General features: G+C 50.3%; 32 protein-coding genes. 3 read left to right on the forward strand and 29 right to left on the reverse strand.

All coding sequences use genetic code 11. The annotated features are described in order from the left end of the window. Nucleotides 1–110: 110 nt before the first annotated feature. Together aroQ and QEH59_RS05795 are read left to right on the forward strand one after the other, a co-directional pair. Nucleotides 111–545 carry a type II 3-dehydroquinate dehydratase gene (gene aroQ, locus QEH59_RS05790; RefSeq protein WP_308984415.1) on the forward strand — a complete coding sequence of 145 codons (435 nt, stop codon included), beginning with the start codon at nt 111–113 and terminating at the stop codon, nt 543–545. 92 nt (nt 546–637) lie between these two features. Continuing rightward, the gene (locus tag QEH59_RS05795; RefSeq protein WP_308984416.1) at nt 638–967 is read left to right on the forward strand and encodes an SWIB/MDM2 domain-containing protein; all 330 of its coding nucleotides are present in this window, start codon (nt 638–640) and stop codon (nt 965–967) included. Between the two features lie 218 nt (nt 968–1185). On the opposite strand, the gene QEH59_RS05800 is transcribed toward QEH59_RS05795, so the two are convergent. From QEH59_RS05800 to rplE, 16 genes are all read right to left on the reverse strand, one after another. Beyond that, nucleotides 1186–3696 (reverse strand): DEAD/DEAH box helicase, encoded by a 2511-nt coding sequence (locus tag QEH59_RS05800; protein ID WP_308984417.1) that lies wholly within the window; start codon nt 3694–3696, stop codon nt 1186–1188. A 78-nt stretch (nt 3697–3774) separates the two neighbouring features. Next, a complete protein-coding gene (locus QEH59_RS05805; protein ID WP_308984418.1) occupies nt 3775–6168 on the reverse strand; it encodes a DUF4838 domain-containing protein in 2394 nt (797 codons plus the stop codon). A 150-nt stretch (nt 6169–6318) separates the two neighbouring features. Further along, on the reverse strand, nt 6319–6897 hold the full coding sequence (gene rplQ / locus QEH59_RS18870; RefSeq protein WP_345785330.1) for a 50S ribosomal protein L17: 579 nt from the start codon (nt 6895–6897) through the stop codon (nt 6319–6321). 43 nt (nt 6898–6940) lie between these two features. Beyond that, a complete protein-coding gene (locus QEH59_RS05815) occupies nt 6941–7942 on the reverse strand; it encodes a DNA-directed RNA polymerase subunit alpha (RefSeq protein WP_308984419.1) in 1002 nt (333 codons plus the stop codon). 66 nt (nt 7943–8008) lie between these two features. Then, a complete protein-coding gene (gene rpsD / locus QEH59_RS05820) occupies nt 8009–8617 on the reverse strand; it encodes a 30S ribosomal protein S4 (RefSeq protein ID WP_308984420.1) in 609 nt (202 codons plus the stop codon). A gap of 59 nt (nt 8618–8676) precedes the next feature. Further along, the gene (gene rpsK, locus QEH59_RS05825) at nt 8677–9186 is read right to left on the reverse strand and encodes a 30S ribosomal protein S11 (protein ID WP_345785331.1); all 510 of its coding nucleotides are present in this window, start codon (nt 9184–9186) and stop codon (nt 8677–8679) included. A 31-nt stretch (nt 9187–9217) separates the two neighbouring features. Further along, a complete protein-coding gene (gene rpsM, locus QEH59_RS05830) occupies nt 9218–9580 on the reverse strand; it encodes a 30S ribosomal protein S13 (RefSeq protein ID WP_308984421.1) in 363 nt (120 codons plus the stop codon). A 74-nt stretch (nt 9581–9654) separates the two neighbouring features. Next, nucleotides 9655–10422, reverse strand: coding sequence for a type I methionyl aminopeptidase (gene map, locus QEH59_RS05835; RefSeq protein WP_308984422.1), 768 nt, complete (start codon nt 10420–10422; stop codon nt 9655–9657). Between the two features lie 99 nt (nt 10423–10521). Further along, nucleotides 10522–12036, reverse strand: coding sequence for a preprotein translocase subunit SecY (gene secY, locus QEH59_RS05840; protein ID WP_308984423.1), 1515 nt, complete (start codon nt 12034–12036; stop codon nt 10522–10524). Between the two features lie 40 nt (nt 12037–12076). Then, on the reverse strand, nt 12077–12541 hold the full coding sequence (gene rplO, locus QEH59_RS05845; RefSeq protein WP_308984424.1) for a 50S ribosomal protein L15: 465 nt from the start codon (nt 12539–12541) through the stop codon (nt 12077–12079). 12 nt (nt 12542–12553) lie between these two features. Then, on the reverse strand, nt 12554–13078 hold the full coding sequence (gene rpsE, locus QEH59_RS05850; protein ID WP_308984425.1) for a 30S ribosomal protein S5: 525 nt from the start codon (nt 13076–13078) through the stop codon (nt 12554–12556). An 11-nt stretch (nt 13079–13089) separates the two neighbouring features. Continuing rightward, nucleotides 13090–13446 carry a 50S ribosomal protein L18 gene (gene rplR, locus QEH59_RS05855; RefSeq protein WP_308984426.1) on the reverse strand — a complete coding sequence of 119 codons (357 nt, stop codon included), beginning with the start codon at nt 13444–13446 and terminating at the stop codon, nt 13090–13092. A 20-nt stretch (nt 13447–13466) separates the two neighbouring features. After that, nucleotides 13467–14003 carry a 50S ribosomal protein L6 gene (rplF, locus tag QEH59_RS05860; RefSeq protein ID WP_308984427.1) on the reverse strand — a complete coding sequence of 179 codons (537 nt, stop codon included), beginning with the start codon at nt 14001–14003 and terminating at the stop codon, nt 13467–13469. A 17-nt stretch (nt 14004–14020) separates the two neighbouring features. Next, entirely contained in the window at nt 14021–14419 is a 399-nt protein-coding gene (gene rpsH / locus QEH59_RS05865) for a 30S ribosomal protein S8 (RefSeq protein WP_308984428.1), read from the reverse strand. 47 nt (nt 14420–14466) lie between these two features. Continuing rightward, complete coding sequence (rpsN, locus tag QEH59_RS05870) at nt 14467–14772, reverse strand: 30S ribosomal protein S14 (RefSeq protein WP_308984429.1); 306 nt, start codon at nt 14770–14772, stop codon at nt 14467–14469. A gap of 33 nt (nt 14773–14805) precedes the next feature. Next, nucleotides 14806–15396, reverse strand: coding sequence for a 50S ribosomal protein L5 (gene rplE, locus QEH59_RS05875; RefSeq protein WP_308984430.1), 591 nt, complete (start codon nt 15394–15396; stop codon nt 14806–14808). Nucleotides 15397–15655: 259 nt separating this feature from the next. Here rplE and QEH59_RS05880 point away from each other — a divergent pair, with 259 nt between their 5' ends. Continuing rightward, nucleotides 15656–16639 carry a hypothetical protein gene (locus tag QEH59_RS05880; protein WP_308984431.1) on the forward strand — a complete coding sequence of 328 codons (984 nt, stop codon included), beginning with the start codon at nt 15656–15658 and terminating at the stop codon, nt 16637–16639. Between the two features lie 19 nt (nt 16640–16658). Here QEH59_RS05880 and rplX read toward each other — a convergent pair whose 3' ends face one another. From rplX to rplC, 13 genes are read right to left on the reverse strand one after another with little or no spacing between them, the layout of a single operon-like run. Beyond that, nucleotides 16659–16901: a 50S ribosomal protein L24 gene (rplX, locus tag QEH59_RS05885; protein WP_308984432.1), complete on the reverse strand. Its 243-nt coding sequence runs from the start codon at nt 16899–16901 to the stop codon at nt 16659–16661. A 2-nt stretch (nt 16902–16903) separates the two neighbouring features. Further along, nucleotides 16904–17266, reverse strand: a complete 363-nt coding sequence (rplN, locus tag QEH59_RS05890) for a 50S ribosomal protein L14 (protein ID WP_308984433.1) — start codon at nt 17264–17266, stop codon at nt 16904–16906. A 47-nt stretch (nt 17267–17313) separates the two neighbouring features. Next, on the reverse strand, nt 17314–17595 hold the full coding sequence (gene rpsQ / locus QEH59_RS05895) for a 30S ribosomal protein S17 (RefSeq protein WP_308984434.1): 282 nt from the start codon (nt 17593–17595) through the stop codon (nt 17314–17316). Nucleotides 17596–17615: 20 nt separating this feature from the next. Further along, a complete protein-coding gene (gene rpmC, locus QEH59_RS05900) occupies nt 17616–17819 on the reverse strand; it encodes a 50S ribosomal protein L29 (protein ID WP_308984435.1) in 204 nt (67 codons plus the stop codon). A gap of 27 nt (nt 17820–17846) precedes the next feature. Beyond that, on the reverse strand, nt 17847–18263 hold the full coding sequence (rplP, locus tag QEH59_RS05905) for a 50S ribosomal protein L16 (RefSeq protein WP_308984436.1): 417 nt from the start codon (nt 18261–18263) through the stop codon (nt 17847–17849). A gap of 57 nt (nt 18264–18320) precedes the next feature. After that, complete coding sequence (gene rpsC, locus QEH59_RS05910; protein WP_308984437.1) at nt 18321–18953, reverse strand: 30S ribosomal protein S3; 633 nt, start codon at nt 18951–18953, stop codon at nt 18321–18323. Nucleotides 18954–18987: 34 nt separating this feature from the next. After that, entirely contained in the window at nt 18988–19323 is a 336-nt protein-coding gene (gene rplV / locus QEH59_RS05915) for a 50S ribosomal protein L22 (protein ID WP_308984438.1), read from the reverse strand. A gap of 5 nt (nt 19324–19328) precedes the next feature. Beyond that, nucleotides 19329–19697 carry a hypothetical protein gene (locus QEH59_RS05920; protein ID WP_308984439.1) on the reverse strand — a complete coding sequence of 123 codons (369 nt, stop codon included), beginning with the start codon at nt 19695–19697 and terminating at the stop codon, nt 19329–19331. Between the two features lie 30 nt (nt 19698–19727). Continuing rightward, entirely contained in the window at nt 19728–19991 is a 264-nt protein-coding gene (gene rpsS, locus QEH59_RS05925) for a 30S ribosomal protein S19 (protein ID WP_308984440.1), read from the reverse strand. Between the two features lie 16 nt (nt 19992–20007). Further along, nucleotides 20008–20853, reverse strand: a complete 846-nt coding sequence (gene rplB, locus QEH59_RS05930) for a 50S ribosomal protein L2 (RefSeq protein WP_308984441.1) — start codon at nt 20851–20853, stop codon at nt 20008–20010. 20 nt (nt 20854–20873) lie between these two features. After that, entirely contained in the window at nt 20874–21164 is a 291-nt protein-coding gene (gene rplW, locus QEH59_RS05935; protein WP_308984442.1) for a 50S ribosomal protein L23, read from the reverse strand. After that, nucleotides 21161–21805, reverse strand: coding sequence for a 50S ribosomal protein L4 (rplD, locus tag QEH59_RS05940; protein WP_308984443.1), 645 nt, complete (start codon nt 21803–21805; stop codon nt 21161–21163). Before rplD ends, rplW begins: the two co-directional genes overlap by 4 nt. Before the next feature lie 26 nt (nt 21806–21831). Then, nucleotides 21832–22476, reverse strand: a complete 645-nt coding sequence (gene rplC / locus QEH59_RS05945; protein ID WP_308984444.1) for a 50S ribosomal protein L3 — start codon at nt 22474–22476, stop codon at nt 21832–21834. Nucleotides 22477–22554: the final 78 nt, after the last annotated feature.

The following is a 22554-nucleotide window of genomic DNA, read 5'->3' on the forward strand; positions in this document are numbered from 1 at the left end:
ACATATTCACAGTAGAGGAATCCAGCGGAATTGGTTGAATTTAGAGCAATCAGCGTTGCCAGCAGCCCGAAACTCGTATTATTCCTACTCTTTATCATCCTTCCTAGCATATGAAACGCATCGTCATCATCAACGGCCCCAACCTCGACCGTCTCGGCATACGCGAGCCGGATATCTACGGCGACCAGACTTTAACGGACCTTGAAAACCTGCTCACACAAGAAGCTGAAGACTTAGGCGTACAGGTACAATTCTACCAGAGTAACCATGAAGGCTTCATCATTGATGAAATCGGTGAATATGCAGACTCCGAGGTATTTGGCTTGATCATCAATCCCGGTGCGCTCACCCATACCAGTCTCGCACTCCGCGACGCACTGGCCGGCAGCGACCTGCCGAGCATCGAAGTCCATATCAGTAACATCTATCGCCGCGAAGAAATCCGACAACACTCTCTCACCGCTCCCGCCTGTATCGGCGTCATCTCGGGCCTAGGCTTCGACGGCTACATCGCCGCCTTGCGACACCTAGCTAAGCTCGATTAAAGCAGCGGCCAGCGACCTTATACATTTTTCTTATATAACCCAAAGTCATTAGGCAGCAGCCTAAAAACCAACCAAAACATAAAGACAACATCATGGCAGACGAACCCAAAGGACTGAACAAACCCGTCAAACTCAAAGCCGACCTGGCCTCCTTCCTCGGCACCTCCGAGCTTCCACGCACAGAGATCACCAAGAAGCTATGGGACTACATCAAAGGTGAAGGTCTCCAAACTAAAACTGAGAATGGAAAAGCCGAAAATGCAGGCAAATACATCGTCGCTGATGCCAAGTTGTTGCCTATTTTCCGCAATACATTTTCGACTAGCAAATCCGGTAAAGTTACCGACCTACGCAACTTGAACGAAGGCCAAACCATCAATATGATGCAAATGGCTGCCGTTGTCGGCGCCAACGTCGAGTAAGCTCGAAGCAGACGCTTCATAACAACTTCCCCAGCGACTGCCTCTCACGAGGCAGTCGTTTTTTTATATCGACGCGCCCACGGCAGATCGCCTCAGGTATGAGTGAGCGCTTTGGGGCATGAGCCGGCTCATTTAGATTTCTTCATTTCATTATACGATTTACGTCATTACTTTTGAGAAATGCCCGAACACCAGGCGAGACGCGCATCGAGACAAACCTACGCTGGCGGCAATAATTTTGCCAGCTCTTCCAGATCACCAAAATGCTCAGCCAAATCCTTCGCACTTCCCAAGTGACCGAGTGTCCCCTCAAACAATTCACGTTTCTCTTTCTTCAAATGCTGGATACGCTCTTCGATCGTGCCCTGCGTGATCATGCGGTACACAAACACACGGCGATCCTGGCCAATACGATGCACCCGATCCACCGCCTGGCTTTCTACTGCAGGATTCCACCATGGGTCCAACAAGAATACATAGTCCGCTGCGTGCAATGTGATACCAGTGCCCCCGGCACGTAAGCTAACAAGAATCACTGCCGGGCCCTTGGTCTTCTGAAAGTTTTCAACAGGCTTGGACCTGTTCTTTGTCGCCCCACTCAACTCGAGCAAGGTCACCTGCGGGAAAGTGTCCTGAATCAAGGGCTTTAAACGCTTCAAAAGACTCACAAATTGACTAAATATAACAACTTTGCGCGCCCCATTCCCTCCGAGCGCCTCTTCCAAGCGAGTCAACAACATCTGCACCTTGCCACTTTGCTGAACATCAGCGCTGACATCGGGGAGCAGACCAGGATCACAACAGGCCTGACGCAGGCGAGTTAACAAAGCAAAAAAGTGCATCGACTGGGCCTGCATCGCGGCCTGCAAGTCATCGCCCAGCTCTTCACGACCACGGTTGAGCAAATTTTCATATGTCTGACGCTGTAACTCTGAAATCGGGCAAATTAAGTCCATCTCAACCTTAGGTGGCAGATCCTTACCGACGCGATCCTTCTGACGACGTAAAATGAAAGGTGTCAACTGCTGACGCAACCGTTCACTAAACGTATCGCGAAATCCCGCATTTCCCACCTCCAATGCATCCTCAAAGCGTCGCCTGGACCCCAACAAGCCCGGCATTAAGAAACGAAACAGCGTCCACAAATCCAAAAGACGGTTTTCAATCGGCGTCCCAGTTAATGCCAAACGACAGTTCGCCCGAATAGCGCAACAGGCCTGCGTCACCTTTGCATCGGGATTTTTTATCTGCTGAGCCTCATCGAGCACTGCGTAGCCAAACTCACACCTTTCAAGTAAGGACTTGTGCCGTCGCAACTGCGTATAACTGGCGATCCACAGCCGCGCCCCCGCGCCCGGCTTGGTGAAATCATTACCACTGCATAAGACTTCCGTCTGCAAGTCGGGATACCAACGTCGCGCTTCGTTCTGCCATACGGGGACCACACTGGCTGGGCACACGATCAGGCTATCCTCCGTATTATACGGATAATGCGAGAGTAAGGTCAGCACCTGCAGAGTCTTACCAAGTCCCATTTCATCCGCCAAGAGCCCGTGACAACCGAGCTCACGAAGCTTGGCCATCCAGCGCACTCCCTGCACCTGATAATCCCGTAAAAAATCCGGAAGCGCTGTCCGGTCATCGGAGGCCTCTAATAAATGTGTACGCCAAGCCGAAAGCTCCTCTTCCAGATCTAATTCTGCGCCCCGCTCACCAAACAGGGAAAAGACCATATAGCGCGGCCAATTTTGCGCGGCCTCAACATTGTTTGCCGCCGCCACACGCCACTCCGCAAGCGCTGCCGATTGATCATCACCGATCCGAACCAGACCAAGACCGCGCACGACATGCGTTCCTCGACCTGCCTTAGCCAAGCGCTCGACATCCTCTGGGTCCAACCACTGGCGCCCCAATTTTAGACGCCAGTCTACACGCATCGCTTCCTTACCCGCCGACTCCACACGCCCAATGACTTTAACCTCGCGCACCCCTTCCGCCATCAACTGCGCTTCATAATCAAGATCAATAAAACTAAAAATATCCTCCCAGCGCCGCCTGGTATGCGAAAAGAACGGAGCGATGCGCTCAGGATCATTCAGTATAAAATCATTCGACTCACGCCGAAACTGAAAACCAGCCTCACGAGCGCGTCCCGTCAATCGCACCAATGCCTCCCGCTCCGCAGGATTCATAGGCGCCTCATCACGCCTAAAAGCTGGCTCACGCGTAAAATCCTCATTAGTCCAATAGGCCGTCAGCCGCAAACCATTACGCAGACCGTGCAGGTGAGGTGTCAAACGTCGCGCAGGTGCGGATTCCTCGGCTTGAGTTGGCTTCACCCGATTTGCAGCCTCTACACTCTCCGGCTCCATTTTAGGCTCATAGGGCAAAGGATCAATTTCATCGGCAATCAATTCCTCAACTTCATACAAACCACCCACCGCGACTGCATCCCCCAGAGCAGCATCATCGGCCGAGCATCGCACCTGCGGCCCGCTGGCAGTCCACTCAATTACAGCATAACAAGTATCCTTACGCGCAAACTTACAATGTACAATGGCTTCATCATTAGACAATTCTACACCAGAAATTTGCCCTTGCCGATAAATTTCCCGCCCACGGCGTAGTGCCTCATGCGAAAAAGACTGCTCCCAGTCCAGTCCCACGTTTTCAAACCACACTTCTAGAGCGGCAGTATTATAGACACGACTGGATAAACGCGAAGACATCAGTACAGATTTAACCTGACATATTAGCTTTTAACCCAAGCACGCCGCAAGTAGAATTCACCCGCACACGAAATCAGACTACCAGGTTAATCCAAAATCAAGTTCACTCAAATCGAGATAATCACCAGGATACTGACGTGAAACCACAATCCGCACGCGAAGATCGTAGGCATTACTGGGGGCGTCAAAGGGTAAGTGGATCGGAACTGGTTCAGCACGATGTTCTATAGGTAGTCTCAAAGGCATCTCAGCCTGCAACGTGCGCCCCTCGCGATCCAACCAAATCACATGTAAATGGACACGATTATCCAGACTCACCTTCCAACTACCGGTTAGGCGCAAAGCATAAGACTTATTCGAAACCACAGGAAAGGTACGAAAGATCGAAACAATATCAGCGCCCGAAACACGTAAGCCAGCATCCCTCCCTGATGCATGATGGCTAGCTTCCACCTTAAAATGCTCACTGGCTCGATAGTCGAAATTCCAACCCTCGACCTCGGGCAGCGTTGGACCTAAGAAATTGCGCAATTCCTCCCCCACATGCTGCAGACTGGCATCCTGACTCAGACTCCGGAATTCCTCTGGCGCTCCTTCCAAAACTCCACGCGCCAAACGCTCTGGGCTCGATTGCCCCAACTCCAGATGCTTACGAACCGGCGCATATACTGATGCGTCATCAAAGTAAGCCTCAAAATAACTACGATAGGCCGTATCTGCGTCACGATAAGCATGCAACAAGGCCTCAATTCGCGCCTTCGGCGCCGCATCCAGACATGCGGAGACTAAAGCCAGCCGCGACTGATTAAAAGCGGCATAGAGTTCGGTCAGACGAAAAGCCTCAGAGACCACCTTTACACGTGCCAAAAAACGCCCTGCATCCAGACGCCCTGGCGGCGACACAGGCGCTGCCTCCCGAAGTATTCGCTCTGCAGCACTCAACTGATCACGCATCTGTTGCAACACTTGAGAGCTGAACAATGCAATACTCGACTCATCCTTATAGAGTTTTATCCACTCTGCCTGCCCTTCATGCTCATTTCGATAGTTCTCGGCAAGTTCGTAAAAGGCCCGCATTGGCATTGAGGCCACCCCAAAGAAGCGCTCATAATACTCATCGAGTAAAACTCCGACTTCTTGTTGCGCATCCCACAACAGTTTCGCCCCCAACCATGCCTTAGCACCATCGAGTCCCCAAAATGCAGGCAACTGAGAAAAAAACACATCCACCCCTTCATCGGCCATAAATCGCAAGCTCTCGCCAACCCATTGGTTAAATTGCCGCGGATAGGGATAAGGCGCTCCAAAATAGTAATCCCAAGTAGCGACACGCTCGGCCCCCGAATCGACCCAAGCTCGAATGAGTTGCCGATCCTGCTGCCGAAAAGCAGGATCGTGCCACTGCGCACGATCGGAAGTCAGCACCGGCATCACACGTGGATGAATTGGAATAGAAGGAGCAGGCTCTGTCCAATAATACGCAAGCGCAGTTAAATAACGATCTTCTCCTTTGGAACTGGTCCATGCGCCCCCCTCATCAAAGACAAGCTCCGCAACACGATTCATAAATGTAAAAACCAAATCTGTATAATTCGGACGTCCTCTAAAATAACGGAGAGGCCTGACACTGGCCTCCGTTGCTGGTCCCGTATCGAAGAGCACATTATCATTAATCGATAATGAGAAGCTCGTACTCTCAGGGTGCGCCCTAAAATGGCTCAACGCCGCTTGTGCCGCCAATTCCACTGCACGATGCTCTGTGAAGTCAGGCTGCGGATCTGTGCCTCCATGCCCGCGGGGTGCCTTGCGCCGCCCATTCACTTCGGCAAACACCTCAGGATGTTGCTCAAACAGCTCCTGGGTAAAGACTCTCGCCAGATTGTGATTAAAGGAGTAAATAGAATTCAGCCGATTCCGCCGTGCAAAGTCAGTACTAACTGGATGAAAACGACGCTGCACAAAGCTCGGCTCTTCACACCAGGGCCTGTCAGGAAAAAAAAGACGTGTGACAGCAGCCCACTCAAAACCTAATTCATCAGCCCAATACCAACGTGCACCAAGCATATCCTCCATGATGGCATAAAGAGCATGGCGCCAAGCAGACTCATCTGCCCCGCGAACCATAATTCGCGTGCGATCACGAGTGATTGAAAAAGCCCCTCCCGTCTGTCCCCCATCCTCCGATAGCAGCAAATACAATGCATTCTTAGGCCGCCCCTCATACACAATCTGCGGCGACTGACCGTATGATGCTGCAAGTAATTCTTGAAAATCATGAAGACTCGCCTTCAAAGGCTTAGTCACAGGCCCCGGTAGGACAATCGTATCAATCTCTGCCAGTGTAAATCGCCCAGAACCCAGCGGGTACTCCGGCTTCCAGCTTTGCGCACGTCGCTCCTGCGACGCAGTACAGAACTGCCCCAGAAAGACAACCAGAACTACACAAAAGAGAACTCTATAAAACTTAGCCAAAATATTAGCACACAACCTGAGCAGGATACAAATGAATGCAAGACTCAGTGAGTATACACAGTTCATTGCTGAATCGGATAAAGACCATCCCTCACATAAAAAAGCCCGCTCTCATACGAGAACGGGCTTGTAAAAAATAAATAGAGTCGCTTACGCGTCTTTCTTTTCTTCCGCCGCAGGCGCTTCTTCCGCCGCAGAAGCTTCTTCCGCCTTAGCTGGTTCTGCTTCAGTTGCCTCATCAGCTGCGACTGCTTCGTCTTCAGCCTTCTTAGCGACCTTTTTCTTGGCAGCCTTCTTAGTCGCCTTTTTGGCAGCTTTCTTTTTAGGCTTTGGATTGTAGCCTTCATCGTTACCATCAACGAACTCAATGAGAGCCATCTCAGCAGCATCACCGATACGTTGACCGAGCTTATAGATACGTGTATAACCACCGTTACGCTCAGTGAATTCAGTAACAAGCTCGTCAAAGAGCTTAGCTACAGCCTTTTTATCGCGCACACGAGCAATCGCAAGACGACGATAGTGTAGCTTACGAGCCGCATCATTGGCCTTCTCAGCCTTCTTAGCGAGCGTGACGATCTTCTCAATAAATGGACGAAGGGCGCGTGCCTTGGATATTGTCGTTTCGATACGGCCGTGTGTAATGATGGCAGTCGCAAGATTGCCCATCATTGCGGAACGGTGAGGACCGGAAACGCCGAGTTTATGTTTTCTCTTATTGTGACGCATTGTCTAAATTTCTTTCTTCTAAAGGGGAGGGAAAAGTGAGCGATTAAAGTTCGCTACCCTTTTCAAGGAGGCGTTCATCGATCTTCATACCAAGTGACAGGCCGAGTTGTTCCAGCTTATCCTTAATTTCGTTAAGCGACTTCTTACCAAAGTTACGATACTTGAGCATCTCTTGCTCGGACTTCATGGCAAGCTCACCAACTGTAGTGATATTCGCATTATTGAGGCAGTTTGCAGCACGCACCGAAAGTTCGATTTCGTTGACACTCATATTGAGCAACTTGCGCAGACGATTCTGCTCTTCGCTAATTTCCTTGCTTTCGCTTTCGAACTCAATCTCGTCCTGAGAGACTTCATCAAATACATCCAAGTGATGCTTCAGAATCGCAGCACACTGCTTCAAAGCATCATCCGGAGTGATACGTCCGTCGGTGGTGATCTCAAGGATCAACTTATCGTAATCCATGGACTGTCCAACACGTGTATTCTCCACAGAATATTTAACGAGGCGAACTGGGCTGAAAAGCGAATCGATTGGAATCACCCCGATAGGCTGATCTTCCTTCTTATTCTCTTCGCCGGTGCAGTAACCGCGCCCAACTTTAACTTCCAGCTCGGCTAAAAAGCGTTGTGGACGATCCAATGTGCAAATCACTTGCTCAGGATTGATCACTTTAAAATTGGCGTCTTCTTGAATATCGGCCGCTGTCACTTTACCATCACGATTGACATCGATCAGTAGTGTAACCGGTTCGCGAGACTCAGAAACAAGAAGCACCTTCTTTAAGTTGAGCACGATGTCAGTGACATCTTCAACCACACCACTGATGCTTTGGAACTCGTGCTGAACTCCATCGATCTTGATCGAAGTAATGGAGGCACCTTCGATGGAGCTAAGCAGCACGCGACGAAGAGAGTTACCAATTGTATGACCGTAACCGGTCTCAAACGGCTCAGCTGTGAAGGTGGCAAAAGTGTCTGTCGCGGTTTCTTCAACTTTGGACAGACGGTTTGGAAGTTCGAATTTTCCTAAGCGCTTTGGCATAATGGACTTTTCTCTAGCTGGTTACAATTATTGCGATAATCGAATGAAACGATGAACAAGGCCGGATTAGCGGCTATAGTATTCAACGATCAATTGAACGTTAATCGACGTTTCTGTTTCTTCAGCAGAAGGCAGACGATTGACGGTGGCTTTAAGCGCGTCCGCATTGAGTGTCAACCACTCAGGAACTGTGCGAGCCTGGCTCTCTTCCATGCAACGAGTGGCGAGTTGGCGAGAAGAGGTGCGCTCACGCACTTCAATTTCTTGCCCCTCTTTAACCATGAAACTAGCAATGTCTGTCTTCTGACCATCGACTGCGATGTGACCATGGCTGACAAATTGACGTGCCGCTGCGCGAGATTTGGCAAAGCCCAAGCGATAGATCACACTATCAAGGCGGCACTCTAACATCTTAAGGAAAATTTCACCAGTAACACCACGAGTGGCCTTAGCCTTTTCGAAAGTCAGACGGAACTGCTTCTCTGTCATGCCGTACATGAAACGAAGCTTTTGTTTCTCATTCAGGCCGATTGCATAATCGCTCAGTTTACGACGAAGACGTGGGCCATGCTGACCGGGAGGGTGTGGCTTACGCTCAAATGCCTTGGTCGGGGCAAAGATAGCCTGTCCAAAGCGGCGATTGATACGAGTAGTGGGTCCTGTGTAACGGGCCATGGTATTATTTCCTTATTATCTGCTAACTAATTTGTATATGTCTGTGTGGCAGAGTCACACTAGACACGACGACGTTTAGGCGCGCGACAACCGTTGTGGGGGACCGGAGTCACATCCACGATTTCGGTGACGATCATGCCAAGAGATTGGAGTGCGCGGACGGCTGAATCACGCCCCATACCAGGACCGTTCAGCTTGACGACGACTTCCTTCATTCCGTGCGACATAGCTACACGACCAGCGTCTTGAGTGACGACCTGAGCAGCGTAGGCTGTAGACTTACGGGAGCCACGGAAATTGCACTTACCGGCACTGGACCAGGAAATGACATTACCGCGCGCATCACAGAAGGTAACTTTTGTATTATTGAAAGTGGCGAGCACGTTCACGATGCCAGTAGTGATATTCTTACTACCTTTGGCACGACGGATTTTGACTCCGTCCAAATCGCTCTTAAGAAGATCCTCTGCAGTGACTTCCTTTTTCTTTTCAGGCTCTGCAGCTTCTTCCGTAGCAGCCGCAGCCACTACTTTTTCTTCTTCGACGGGTGTGTTTTCTTCTTCGCTCATAGGAAATTCCTTTTAAGTGTGTATAACCAGACTACTTACGGACTGGCTTAATGGCACCCTTGCGAGTGCGGGCATTTGTTTTTGTGCGCTGACCACGAACTGGAAGGCCTCGCATGTGACGCATACCACGCACACTGCGGATAGCGGAAAGACGCTTAAGATTAGCAGTGCGCTCACGACGAAGGTCACCTTCTACGATGTACTGCTTCTCACCCACGATGGATGCGAGCTGATTAACCTCTTCTTCGCTAAGGTCACCGGCACGGCGATCAGCATCAAAACCAGACTCGGCTACGATTGCTTTCGCGCGAGTTGGCCCGATGCCATAGATGTAACGAAGCGAGAATTCTAGCTTCTTGTTTGCGGGGATATCGACTCCAAGGATACGTGGCATGATATTAAGCGGTTGGTCACCCGCTGGATTGCGGGAAAACGGTGTAAAATAGTGATTTAAGTTAGTTTGAAAAGTTAATTCTGCGGAATTGTTAAGATTTCCGGTTCTCCATTTGTCACTAGGACAGTATGCTCGAAATGAGCAGAGGGCTTACGATCCCGGGTGACTGCGGTCCAGCCGTCATCCAGCATGTCAACCTTACCGGTCCCCATATTAATCATAGGTTCAATGGCAAGACACATACCAGGCTTCAGCAATGCACCACTACCACGACGACCGAAATTTGGTATCTGCGGTGCCTCGTGCATAGTCGCGCCTACGCCATGACCTACAAAATCGCGGACAATTCCATAGTTATGACGCTTAATGAACCGCTCCACAGCATTGGAGATATCTCCCACTCGATTACCTGCACGCGCAAAACTAATCGCATAGTTGAGTGATTCACGGGTTGCATCAATCAAAGCAGCATTTTCATCGGCAACTGGCTCGATTAGCACAGTACTGGCATTATCACCGATAAATCCACGATAACGCACAACCACATCAATTGAAACAACGTCCCCCGGCTGTATCACACGACGAATCGAACCTATACCATGAACAATTTCTTCATTCAAAGATAGGCAGGTATAAGCTGGGAAGACGTAGTCACCCGCACGATAATTGTGGCAGGCACTCTCGGCTCCCAACTCTTCGATCGCCTTGCGGCCGAGCTGGTCCAAATCGTAAGTAGTCATCCCCTCTGCGACCGTATTGACGAGACGCTTAAGCACCGTCGCGGCAATCTGGCAAGCCTCACGAATCGATTGAATTTCTTCGTCTGTACGAATATATTTCATCAAATTACTGAGTTAGGAGATGGATCAAAGAACAATAATATAAACGAAGATGCGATACAGCATGTCATGACACCTTCGGAAAGTGGTTTACGCGGTCACTTAACTTGGATTCAGGAACCATGAGATGATCCCAAGTATAAACAACGCAATACCAACAAATAACAGCGGACGCCAAGCAGTCCAAAAATCCTGCAAGCCAGCAGTGTCCACGAGTTGCTTATTACGTGCCGCGGAACGACCACGTATTTTGCCCTTTTTCAGGAATCCATCGTAGTGGCGCTGCAATAGATAGGTCTCAATTTGGCGCATGGTATCGAGAATAACCCCCACTGTAATCAACATACCTGTGCCACCAAAGAAGATAGCCACATTAAAAGGAACGTTATAAGCAAAAAGTAAGATATCAGGAAAAACAGCAATCACTGTAAGCGACAGTGCACCAAACAACGTCAAACGTGTCATGATGTGATCAAGGAACTTCGCAGTCGGCTCACCAGGACGCACTCCCGGTATGTAGCCACCGTTTTTCTTAAGATCATCAGCAATCTGAATCGGCTTAAACATCATCGACACCCAGAAATAACTAAAGACAAGGATCAATAAGCCAAAGATCAAATAGTATGCAATCTGACCACGACCAATTGAATCAGCGAAATCGTTAAAGAACCGCATGCCAGTCGCACTGCCCAGATAGGACAGGATTTGAGTGGGAAACATCAAAATCGCACTACCAAAAATGACGGGCATAACCCCTGCGTAATTAACCTTAAGCGGCAAGAAGGAGCTTTGTCCGCCATAAACCTTACGACCGACAACACGCTTTGCATATTGCACTGGAATTTTACGCTGAGCTTGGGTGATAGCTACCAACGCAGCCGTCACCGCAAACAATAAGGCCAGCATTAACACTCCCTCAGGCACCCCGAGGGAAGTGCCCTCTGAACCGACGGGAGCCACGAACATTTGATACGCCGAGACAACAGCACCAGGCAGACCGGATATAATGCTGACTGTAATCAACAGGGAAATACCATTACCGATACCACGCTGCGTGATCTGCTCTCCCAGCCAGACCATAATCATAGTGCCAGCCGTGAGAAATACAGTTCCCGTAATCAGGAAAGGCACCTGACTCGCAATAACGACCTTGCCATACTCAGCAGGGTTGAAGCCCTGGCCAATTAGACTGGCTGGATTCGTTGACAAAGCCACCAACAGCAGCAGAGCCTGCACCACACAGATACCCAATGTCAGGTAGCGTGTATATTGATTGATCTTCTGACGCCCCACATCTCCTTCTTGCTGCAAGCGAGCAATGACAGGAAAGACGGCGCCCACCAATTGCATGATGATCGAGGCACTAATATAGGGCATGATGCCCAAGGCAAAGAGCGCGCCATTAAGCAATGCGCCCCCACTAAACATGTTGAACATGCCTACCAGGCCGCCGCCTGCATGTGCCTGATCCGCGAAGAATGCCTGAATTGGAGCGATATTCATCCCAGGGAGCGGAATATTTGCGCCAACTCGGGCAATGAACAACAAGGCCAGCGTGAAGAAAATCTTCTGGCGCAGTTCAGGAATCTTCAGCGAATTTGTAAAAGCAGAAAGCATTATTGGTGTACCCTTTACCTAGTCCCGTAGAGGGACTAAATTATGCGTCTTCCTTCTCTTCAGCAGGAGCGGCTTCAATCTTCCCACCAGCAGCTTCGATCTTACTCTTGGCAGATTCCGAAACTTTACTGACGTTAATTGTGTATGCCTTAGAAACTTCACCGTCACCAAGCAACTTTACGGCTTGATTATTGTCACGGACAAGTCCGGCTTTGATCAAAGACTCACGGTCAACGGTGTCACCTGCCAGCTTCTCGAGCTGTCCGACATTCACCAGTTGGTACGATACCTTGAAGTTCTTATTGTTGAAACCACGGCGCGGAAGCTTACGGTAAAGAGGCATTTGACCGCCTTCAAAACCGATACGGATACCACCGCCAGAGCGAGCCTTTTGCCCCTTATGCCCTTTACCGGATGTTTTACCGTGACCGCTACCCTCACCACGTCCTAGACGTTTGGTTGGGTGTGTGGCACCTTTAATGGTTGGAATATTATCGAGATTCATGTGGTGGGATCCTTAGACTTCCGCAGCGACTTCGCCAAAACGGATGTTGTGAATTTCCTCGTGCGAACGAAGCTGTAGCAGCGCAGCCATTGTGGCATTGACCATAGCTAGATGGTTGTTCGAACCGAGGGACTTAGATAGAATATTTTTAATACCGACAGATTCGAGCACCGCGCGGCAACCGCCACCTGCGATAACACCTGTTCCATCAGAAGCAGGACGAAGCAGCACCTTGCCACCGTCAGCTTCGCCGAGGACGTGGTGAGGGATTGTATCGCCACGTAACTTAATCGTGACGAGATTCTTCTTAGCTTGCTCAGTGCCCTTGCGAATGCATTCAGGAACTTCCTTCGCCTTGCCGTAACCGACGCCAACTTCACCCTTTTGGTTTCCGACCACGACGAGTGCAGCAAAGCTAAAACGGCGACCGCCCTTTACAACTTTAGCGCAACGATTGATATGCACAACCTTCTCGACGTATTCAGGAGTTTCTTCCGGCTCGTCTTTTTGGGAAAATGATCTTTTTTGTCTGCTCATATGGGAAGTCCTTAGAATTTGAGGCCGCCTTCGCGAGCCGCTTCAGCGAATGTTTTAACGCAACCGTGATAGCGACGCCCCGAACGGTCAAAAACAACCGCCTCAACACCGGCAGCTTTTGCCTTATCAGCAATTACCTTACCCAGTGCAAGTGCACCATCGTTGTTAGCCTTCACGTCAGCGTCTTTACCACCTACGGAAGAAGCGTATGCCACAGTGTGACCAGCGACGTCGTCAATGCATTGCGCATAGATATGCTTGTTGGAGAAATGCACAGCTAAACGTGGGCGCTCCGCAGTGCCTTTGACCTTTTTGCGGATGCGATAGCGACGCTTCTGTGCGAGAGAATTTTTCTTCTGGAGTTTCATTTATTACCCTCTGCTGAAAATTAAGCGGACTTCTTACCCTCCTTACGGCGGACATATTGACCGACGATATGGACACCCTTGCCCTTATAAGGCTCTGCAGGGAAGTAAGAATAGATTGTCGCGGCGATTTCACCGACGATTTGCTTATCGGCACCGGAGACGGAGATTTTAGTGTTCTCGGCGACAGTGACTGTGATCCCTTCAGGAATCTTCACTTTAACCGGGTGTGAATAACCAAGAGCTAGGTCGAGCAAGTCGCCTTCAAGCGCTGCACGAAAACCAACACCTTTGATTTCGAGTTTCTTTTCGTAACCATCGACGACACCAACTACCATGTTATTCACAATGGATCGCACAGTGCCAAACATGGCGCGAGCGTGTCGACTGCTATCAGCAGGAGTCACGCGAATTTCGCCATCAGCGAGTTCAATTTGCACCGAACCGTCGAAAGTTTTTTCAAGTTTACCCTTGGGACCATCTACGCGGACGGTCTGACCATCGATCGTGACGTTGGCCTTATCAAGGACGGGGATAGGAAGTTTACCAATTCTGCTCATCGTGTGCTGCCTTTCAATTACCAGACTTTGCAGACGAACTCGCCGCCAACGCCCGCTTCGCGAGCATCGCGGGCGCGCATTACGCCTTTAGAAGTAGTGAGGATTGCAACACCCATACCGCCTAGAACGCGAGGGATTTCATTGCAACCATAGTAGAGACGACGGCCAGGCGTGCTATGACGCTGAATGCCAGTGATGGCCGCGGCCTTGCCTGCGAATTTCAATTTCAGAGTGAGCGTCTTAAAGCCCTTCTCATTTTGACCTTCGCTAAAGTCGTGAATATAACCCTCAGCCTTCAAAATCGCAGCGATGGCTACACGCATCTTAGAGTGCTGCGTAGTGCAGGACTCCTTGCGCGCTGAGCTTGCGTTTCGGATAGTGGTGAGGAAATCTCCAATTGTATCGTGAACTGCCATAGTATTTTACTAGTGGGTTTTCAGTGAGTTTGGTGAAGCGGAAGTGCTTACCAAGAGGATTTGGTCACACCTGGGATCTTACCTTGTGTAGCAAGTTCACGGAATGTGATACGTGAAAGACCGAACTTGCGAATAAACGCACGGGGACGACCGGTAACCGAGCAGCGATTACGCGCACGGATCGGGGAGCTGTTCTTAGGCAGCTTAGTCAACTTAGCTTGCGCCTTGTAGAACTCCTCATCAGGAGTCTCTGGATTCGCTAGGATCGCCTTGAGCTCTTTACGCTTTGCGGCGTATTTTGCGATCATGCGTTCGCGCTTTAGGTTGCGTTGGATTGCTGATTTTTTAGCCATGAGTAAAACTTTCTTAAATACTGTGGATATCGCTTAGGCAGTGGCGGCAGCAGCCGCAGCTTCTTCAGCGGCAACTTCGGCACTTGTCTTACGGAAGGGCATACCAAACAGCTTCAACAACTCACGACCTTCATCGTCAGTCAACGCGCTTGTGTTAATGCACACATCCATACCAATGGTTGCGTTGGTGCCTTCAGCACTCACTTCCGGGAAGATAGTATGATCGTTCAGACCCAGCGTGTAGTTGCCTTGACCATCCAGGCGCGTAGGCACACCACGGAAGTCACGAATGCATGGCAGCGAGATATTGATCAAGCGCATTAGAAAGTCATACATGGCAGCACCACGCAATGTAACTTTGCAGCCGATAGGTTGACCTTCACGCAGCTTAAAGTTCGAGATCGAAAGCTTTGCCTTTGTAGTCACAGGGCGCTGACCAGCAATCTTGGCGATTTCGTCGTTCACATATTGAACGTGGTTTTTGTCGGCCGTGGCAGCAAAACCAGAGTTAAGTACGATCTTCTTGATCGCGGGCACTTGGTGCGGGTTTTTATACCCGAACTTCTCCATAAGTGCGGGCACGACGGTATCGGCGTAATGTTTTTGTAGAATTGACTGTGACATCGTAATGATAAGGCGGATTTCCAACCCGACTTGTTTAATGGTGAATGGATGCTTTTCCCGAAGAAAGAGCGCGAAAATGCCGTTAGTACACGCACTGGCAAGTACAAATTCAGAAAAAAGAAAATAAGGGCCAATCGCCGGGGTCTATACGGGCGAGTATTTCGCGTTTCGTGGACAATTTAATAGTCCACACTGATAGCTTTCTGGACAGCGCATCCAGCGTCAACAAAATGCCACACTGAATCTCACCCCGCCGTTCATGTCATCCGAAACAACTCAGGTCCCCTATCATCTCAGCAACCGCAGCACTCCCCCTGTGGGCATACATGCGACCCTCTCCCCGAAATCGATGTCCTTATTCGGACTCCCCTTTGTTGCTTTCGGCCTCTACTTCACTCTGGGAAGCCTTGGGATCGTCGAGTTGGATGCAAGCAAAGTTAACGGACCGATGTGGCTGCTCACCGCTGCCGGTTTAGTCTTCCTAATGGCAGGCCTCATCATTTGGTATATGGGCTACAAGCAAGCTCGCCTATTGGCAACATGCCGCAAGCTAGCGCAGCTACATCCCAACAATCCCGCCATGGCGGACTACCCCTGGGACCGCCAAGGCTTTTGTCCCCCGCGCTGGAGACCAGTCCAAACAAGCTTGGCTGCCTTCGTTTTCATCACGATTTTTGCCTCGGTCCCGAACTGCATTATTAACGAAGACGTTTCCGCCCCGTGGCCGCTTCGCCTATCTGCGATCCTCATGAACTTGATCGTGATCGCCAGTTTTATAATCAGCGTAAAGAAGCTACGCCACGCGTTGAAATTTGCTAAGACTCAATTAATCTATCCTCGCTTCCCAATGCACCTGGGCGAATCCGTGCAGCTAAAGGTCCGCCTGCCAGCCAGCGTGCGCACCCCGTCTTCTGCGAAGTTCCACCTGCGCTGCATCAAAGAATACTATGTCACCAGCGGCAGTAGTAAAAACCGTAGTAAGCGCCTAGTGCATGAAGTGCTCTACGAAGCACAAGAACAAGCCAACCGCACGCAGCTGGAGGCGAGCCCAGGCTACGCTTGCGTGCAGTTCGAGTTACCAGAGTCAGCACCTGCCACTCACATCCAAGGCGCCCCTCCTCACTTCTGGGAGATTGAGATGACTTTATGTGTTCCAGGGCTCGACCTGAATCAACAATACCTGCTCCCCATTTATCGTGACGAATCAACCAAAAAGGGCGTGTCTCTCGACACGCCCTTTTGAAAATGTTTATAAAGAAAATTTACTTTTTCTTCGCGTCGAACTTCTCGGCACTCATCACATTTGAGTAATGGATGGAAGCTTCGCGCTCACTGGAACCACCCTCAGGGTTTTCCTGCGACTTACGCTCGAATTTAGTAATTAAATTAACGCCTTCGACGATGACTCGCTCGCCGGCTTTAACCTCGAGAACTTTGCCACGCTTGCCTTTGTGTGCGCCAGCGATGACGACGACTTCTTGTTCACGTTTGATTGCTTGTGCCATGATTAGAGAACCTCCGGTGCGAGTGAAATGATTTTCATGTATTTGGCACGAAGCTCACGAGCAACCGGTCCAAAGATACGTGTGCCTTTAGGATTACCATCTGCGTTAATGATAACAATCGCGTTGTTATCAAAACGGAGGTAGCTGCCATCGGCGCGGCGGACAGGAGCCTTCGTGCGAACGACGACGCCACGAACGACTTCGCCTTTCTTGACGGAGGAATCGGTAGACGCTTCCTTAACGGCGCAGACAACGACATCACCAACATCGGCAGTGTCCTTGTTCTGACCAAGGCGGCGGATCATCTCGGCGGATTTGGCGCCGGTGTTATCCGCGATAAATACGCGGCTGTTCATCTGAATCATAGCTAAATCTCCTTATTAGGAATTATAAATTGTGTTGTGGCAGTGGCCTACTCTTCACCCAACTTTGGAGCGACTTCGAGGACCTTGGTCACACGCCAGCGCTTCAGTTTACTCAGAGGACGAGTTTCCATAATTTCAACTTTGTCCCCCAGGCCACACTCGTTCTTTTCATCGTGTGCGTGCACAACAGTCTTACGCTTAATTTCCTTCTTATAAAGAGGATGCGGGACCTTGTAGGAGTAAGTGACTTTGATTGTCTTATCACCGGAACGACTGGATACGGTTCCGATAAGGACTTTACGAGAGTTGCGTGTTGCTGTGGCTTCCATATGCGTAGGCTTCTAAGAGGTTAGGCGCTGGCTGCGGCCAACTTCTTTTCCTTGAGGATTGTTTCGAGACGAGCGATCTGACGGCTCATGTCTTTAAAACGATGCGGGTGCTCAACTTGTCCGGTTTGCTTTTGCATGCGGAGGAGAACTCGCTCGTCACGTGTATCACGAAGCGATTTTTCGATTTCGGCTTCGGACATTTCGCGGATTTCTTTAGTGTTCATAGTAATAGTTTCCTATCTCTAAAAGTGTTATGCTTCTTCGCGTGAAACGAAGCGGCAGTGGAATGGAAGCTTAGTGTCCGCAAGGCGGAGCGCTTCACGAGCGGCAGTAGCAGAACAACCGGCGACTTCAAAAAGCATGGTGCCTGGCTTGATCACAGCAACCCAACGTTCAACAGACCCCTTACCTTTACCCATGCGAGTTTCTGCAGGCTTCTTGGTCACAGGCTTGTGAGGGAAAACGCGGATCCAGACTTTTCCTTTACGCTTGAGGCTACGTGTCATTGCCACACGAGCTGCTTCGATTTGCTGGGAGGTCATACGACCGCGAGTGAGAGATTGAATACCGAAATCGCCAAATGCGAGAGTGTTACAAGTTTGCGCAGTGCCGTAGATACGACCCTTATGAACCTTGCGGTATTTTGTGCGTGATGGAAGAAGTGCCATGGTTCGCTCTGTTTAAAGTGTTAAAAGTAAAATTCGTTTCGAAATACGACCTAAGCTTTACGCGGTTTCGTCGTCAGGAAGGCAGATCCAGCACTTTACGCCGATAATACCATACACGGTGCTCGCTTCAGAGAATCCGTAATTGATATTAGCACGAAGTGTTTGGAGAGGCACACGACCTTGACGCTGCTGCTCTGTGCGAGCGATATCTGCACCACCAAGGCGACCACCACACTGAATACGAATACCATCCGCACCCATTGCCATTGTCGTTTGGACCGCGCGCTTCATTGCACGACGGAAAGCAATCCGACGCTCAAGTTGCAAGGCAACATTCTCAGCGACAAGTTGTGCAGAAAGGTCTGGACGCTTAACTTCCTGGATGTCGAGCATAATGTCCTTGCCGACCTTTTTGTTTAAAGTCGCCTTCAGCTTGTCCAGCTCAGCGCCCTTACGACCAATGACCACACCAGGACGTGCAGTAAAAATCTTCACACGAATACGACCCGACGCACGCTCAATGAAGATGCGAGGCACGGATGCGTAGCGAAGCTTCTCAGTCAGGAATGTGCGGATGGTGTGATCTTCCTTGATATACTCAGGGAATTTCTCCTTGTTTGCGTACCAGCGGGAGTCCCAGTCGCGGGTTACTGCAAGGCGGAAGCCGGTTGGATGTACTTTCTGTCCCATAATTCGTAGGTGTCGTTAAAGTCTCTTAGAGGGATTAAGCCTCGTCGGAAAGGATGATACGGATGTGGCTTGTCGCCTTCTTGTAAGGGTGAGCAGAACCACGGGCAGCAGGACGGAAACGCTTGAACGTTGGACCTTGCTCGACAGTTGCAGACTCAATCTTGAGGGCATCCGATGAGAGATTGTTATTATTTTCCGCATTCGCGATCGCTGACTGAAGAGTCTTGCTCACGAGACGTGCCGACTTGCGTGGGATGAAGCGAAGAACTTCAACCGCTTCGGCGGCGTTGCGACCTTGAATGGCCTTTGTGATCTCGCGCACCTTGCGGGGCGACATACGGGCGTATTTTGTATAGGCTTGGACCTGCATGAGATTCAGCTGTTTTGAAGTGTTTTAATTCGGGCAATATCGCCCGCTTGTATGGTGGAGTCTTCGACCAGTTCGAGGATAAGTCCTGCGGAGCGGTCGCTACGAGATTCGATGATGATGAGTTCGCCGATGGAAAGCGGGCCACGCGTCACGCGACAAACCATCCCCAGACGAATTCCCTGCTTAAGGCCTCCGTCGATAAGGACGACATCCGCTGCGAGGGTGGGCACAACCTCAGCCACAGGTGCGGCGTTCGGGCTGTAGAGTGACTCTTTAACGAAAGCGGGCACTTCCCCGCACACAGCACTCCCGATCAGCATAGCTCCAACGAGGAACCAACTGAGTGATGAAGTTAATGTGCGGAAAAGTTGCATCGTGCTGCGTGAGAGTGAATAATTGACCCCCTACTTACCTGTGGGGTGCCCCTTGAAGGTGCGAGTCGGTGCAAACTCCCCAAGTTTGTGGCCCACCATATTCTCCGTAACATAGACAGGCAAGAAGCTGCGACCGTTGTGCACGTTGAAGTTAAGGCCGACGAAGTCGGGAGTGATTGTTGAGCGGCGCGACCATGTTTGGATCGGCTTGCGGTCGTTGTTGGCCTGTGCGATGGTCACCTTTTTAGCAAGGTGTGGATCGACAAAGAAACCTTTTTTTACGGAACGAGACATAGCTAGTTAGATCGGTTTAACGTTTCTTCAATTGGCGGCCGTTACGACGGACAACAATTTGTGAATTAGTCGGATTAGACTTCTTACGAGTTGGGAAGCCCTTCGAGAGTTGGCCCCAAGGAGACTGCGGATGACCACCACCAGATGTGCGGCCTTCACCACCACCCATAGGGTGATCCACGGGATTCATCGCTACACCACGAACACGTGGGCGACGACCGAGCCAGCGGCTACGACCTGCTTTACCCAAGCTTTGGTTTTGGTGCTCAAGATTGCCGACTTCACCAATCGTTGCACGGCAACGAGAGTTCAGGAAGCGAATTTCACCAGAAGGCATCTTTACAGTGGCGCGATCTCCATCAACAGAAACAAGCTGAGCAGATTGCCCGGCAGAGCGTGCAATTTGTGCACCACGACCAGGATGAAGCTCAATCGCATGAATCTTAGTGGCAGGTGGAATGATTGCCAACGGCAAGCAGAAACCTGGATTAAACTCAACGCGATTGTTAGTATTGAGCAGAGTATCGCCAGCCTTTACACCGCGAGGTGCTAGGATATAACGCTTTTCACCATCTGCATAGGCAAGCAGCGCCAAGTTGGCCGAGCGATTTGGATCATACTCGATCGCTTGTACCTTTGCAGGAATATCAAGCTTATCACGACGAAAATCGATGATACGATAAATGCGCTTGTGACCACCACCACGACGACGAGAAGTGATACGGCCATAGCAATTACGGCCCTGCTTGTCGTGCACACGTGTAACGAGGCGGCGCTCAGGTTTTTTCTTGGAGACGTCCTGCTTGTTTCGTGTGAGGAAACGTTGGCCCGGAGTCAATGGTCTGGAATCTACGAGTGGCATGTTATTGGGTCCCTTCGTTCTTAAACGAGTTCGATCTTATCGCCCTCTTTAAGAGTCACGATGGCCTTTTTGTGGCCGCCCTTAGTGCCGGACTTACCGCGACGTGAGCGGTCGTTCTTCACCTTAGGCTTTTTATTAAGAATGTTTACGTTTGTCACCTCGACATTGAAGACCTTAGCCACGGCGCGAGCAACCTCGATACGGTTGGCGCTAGGAGCGACCTCAAATGTGTATTGGTTAAAATTAGCAGACAAGAGTGCTGCTTTTTCAGTGACTCGGTATTCGAGAAGAATTTTATCGGCAATAATCATGACTCACCTCCCTTTGCGCCATTGGCACGTGCGATGATAGTTTCGATGCCCTTAGCGCTGACGATGATGTGACGATAGCGCACAACATCCAGAGTGCTGAGGTTGCCAGCTTCAGAAAGGGAGACCCCTTCGATATTGCGGGCTGCCAGAGCGGCATTGTTTTCAAATTGGTCATCAACAATTAATACCTTGCCGCGTGTCGGAAGAACCGCAGTCAGGACTTGATTGAAGAGCTTTGTTTTCGCTTCCTTCACCTCAATCGCTTCAATAACTGAAAGCCCCCCCTCAGTTGCACGCTCAAATAGTGCACGACTGAATGCGAGATCCTTCATCTTGCGATTAATCTTTTGCGAGAAGTCGCGAGGCTTTGGGCCGTGAGCGATACCACCATGACGTTGGTGTGGCACACGGCGTGAACCTTGACGGGCTGTGCCGCTACCTTTTTGACGGAAGAGCTTCTTACCAGAACCGGCAACTTCAGCTCGGGTCTTAGTCGATGCGTTTCCCTGGCGAGCATTGGCCTGGTGTGCGAGCACGACTTGACGTAGCGCAGCTACCCCCTTGTCGCCCTCGAAAGCTGGAAGTGCAAACTCCTTCTCAGAGCTTGAAGATCCGTCGGCTGTATAAACTTTAAGTTTCATCGTATTGTTTCCTTTCGTCGCTCAGCTTACGCTTGGGCTTTTTTAGTTTTAACCGCTGTGCGAACAGTGACGAGGGAGCCACGCGAGCCAGGAATACTTCCCTTAACCAAAATCAGGTTTTTCTCAGCGATAACTTTAACAATTTCAAGATTTTGGACCGTGCGACGCACATCGCCCATGTGACCGGGCATCTTTTTACCCTTAATCACGTGGCCTGGCCATTGGCACATACCATATGAACCACCACGACGGTGGAACATCGAACCGTGAGAGGCGGGACCACCCGCAAAACCGTAGCGTTTCACAACACCCTGGAAACCACGTCCCTTCGAAGTGCCGATAACGTCGATCTTCTGACCCGACTCAAATTTCTCAACAGTCAGCACATCACCAAGGCTCAACTCAACATTACCATTCGTGCGGAACTCTTGCAGTTCAGCAACTGGCTCAACGCCGGCCTTTTTGAAGTGGCCGAGGGCTGCTTTAGAGAGGCGGTGCTCTTTTTGTGGACGGAAACCGATTTGGACGGCATCATATCCGTCTTTTTCGGAGGACTTAATCTGCGTTACTGGGCAGGGTCCTGCTTCAATGACAGTCACAGGCACAAGACGATTGTTGTCGTCAAATACCTGAGTCATTCCTATCTTTTTACCAAGTAGGGCTACGTTCATAATACTAATAGGCAGGTGGAGCAGAGGCTCCGTTTCCTAGACCTGCGTTAGAGGAGTTAAAAAAATGTGGTTTATCGC

The sequence above is a fragment of the Thalassobacterium sedimentorum genome, assembly GCF_031127905.1.
In the GTDB taxonomy this organism is placed as follows: domain Bacteria; phylum Verrucomicrobiota; class Verrucomicrobiia; order Opitutales; family Coraliomargaritaceae; genus Thalassobacterium; species Thalassobacterium sedimentorum.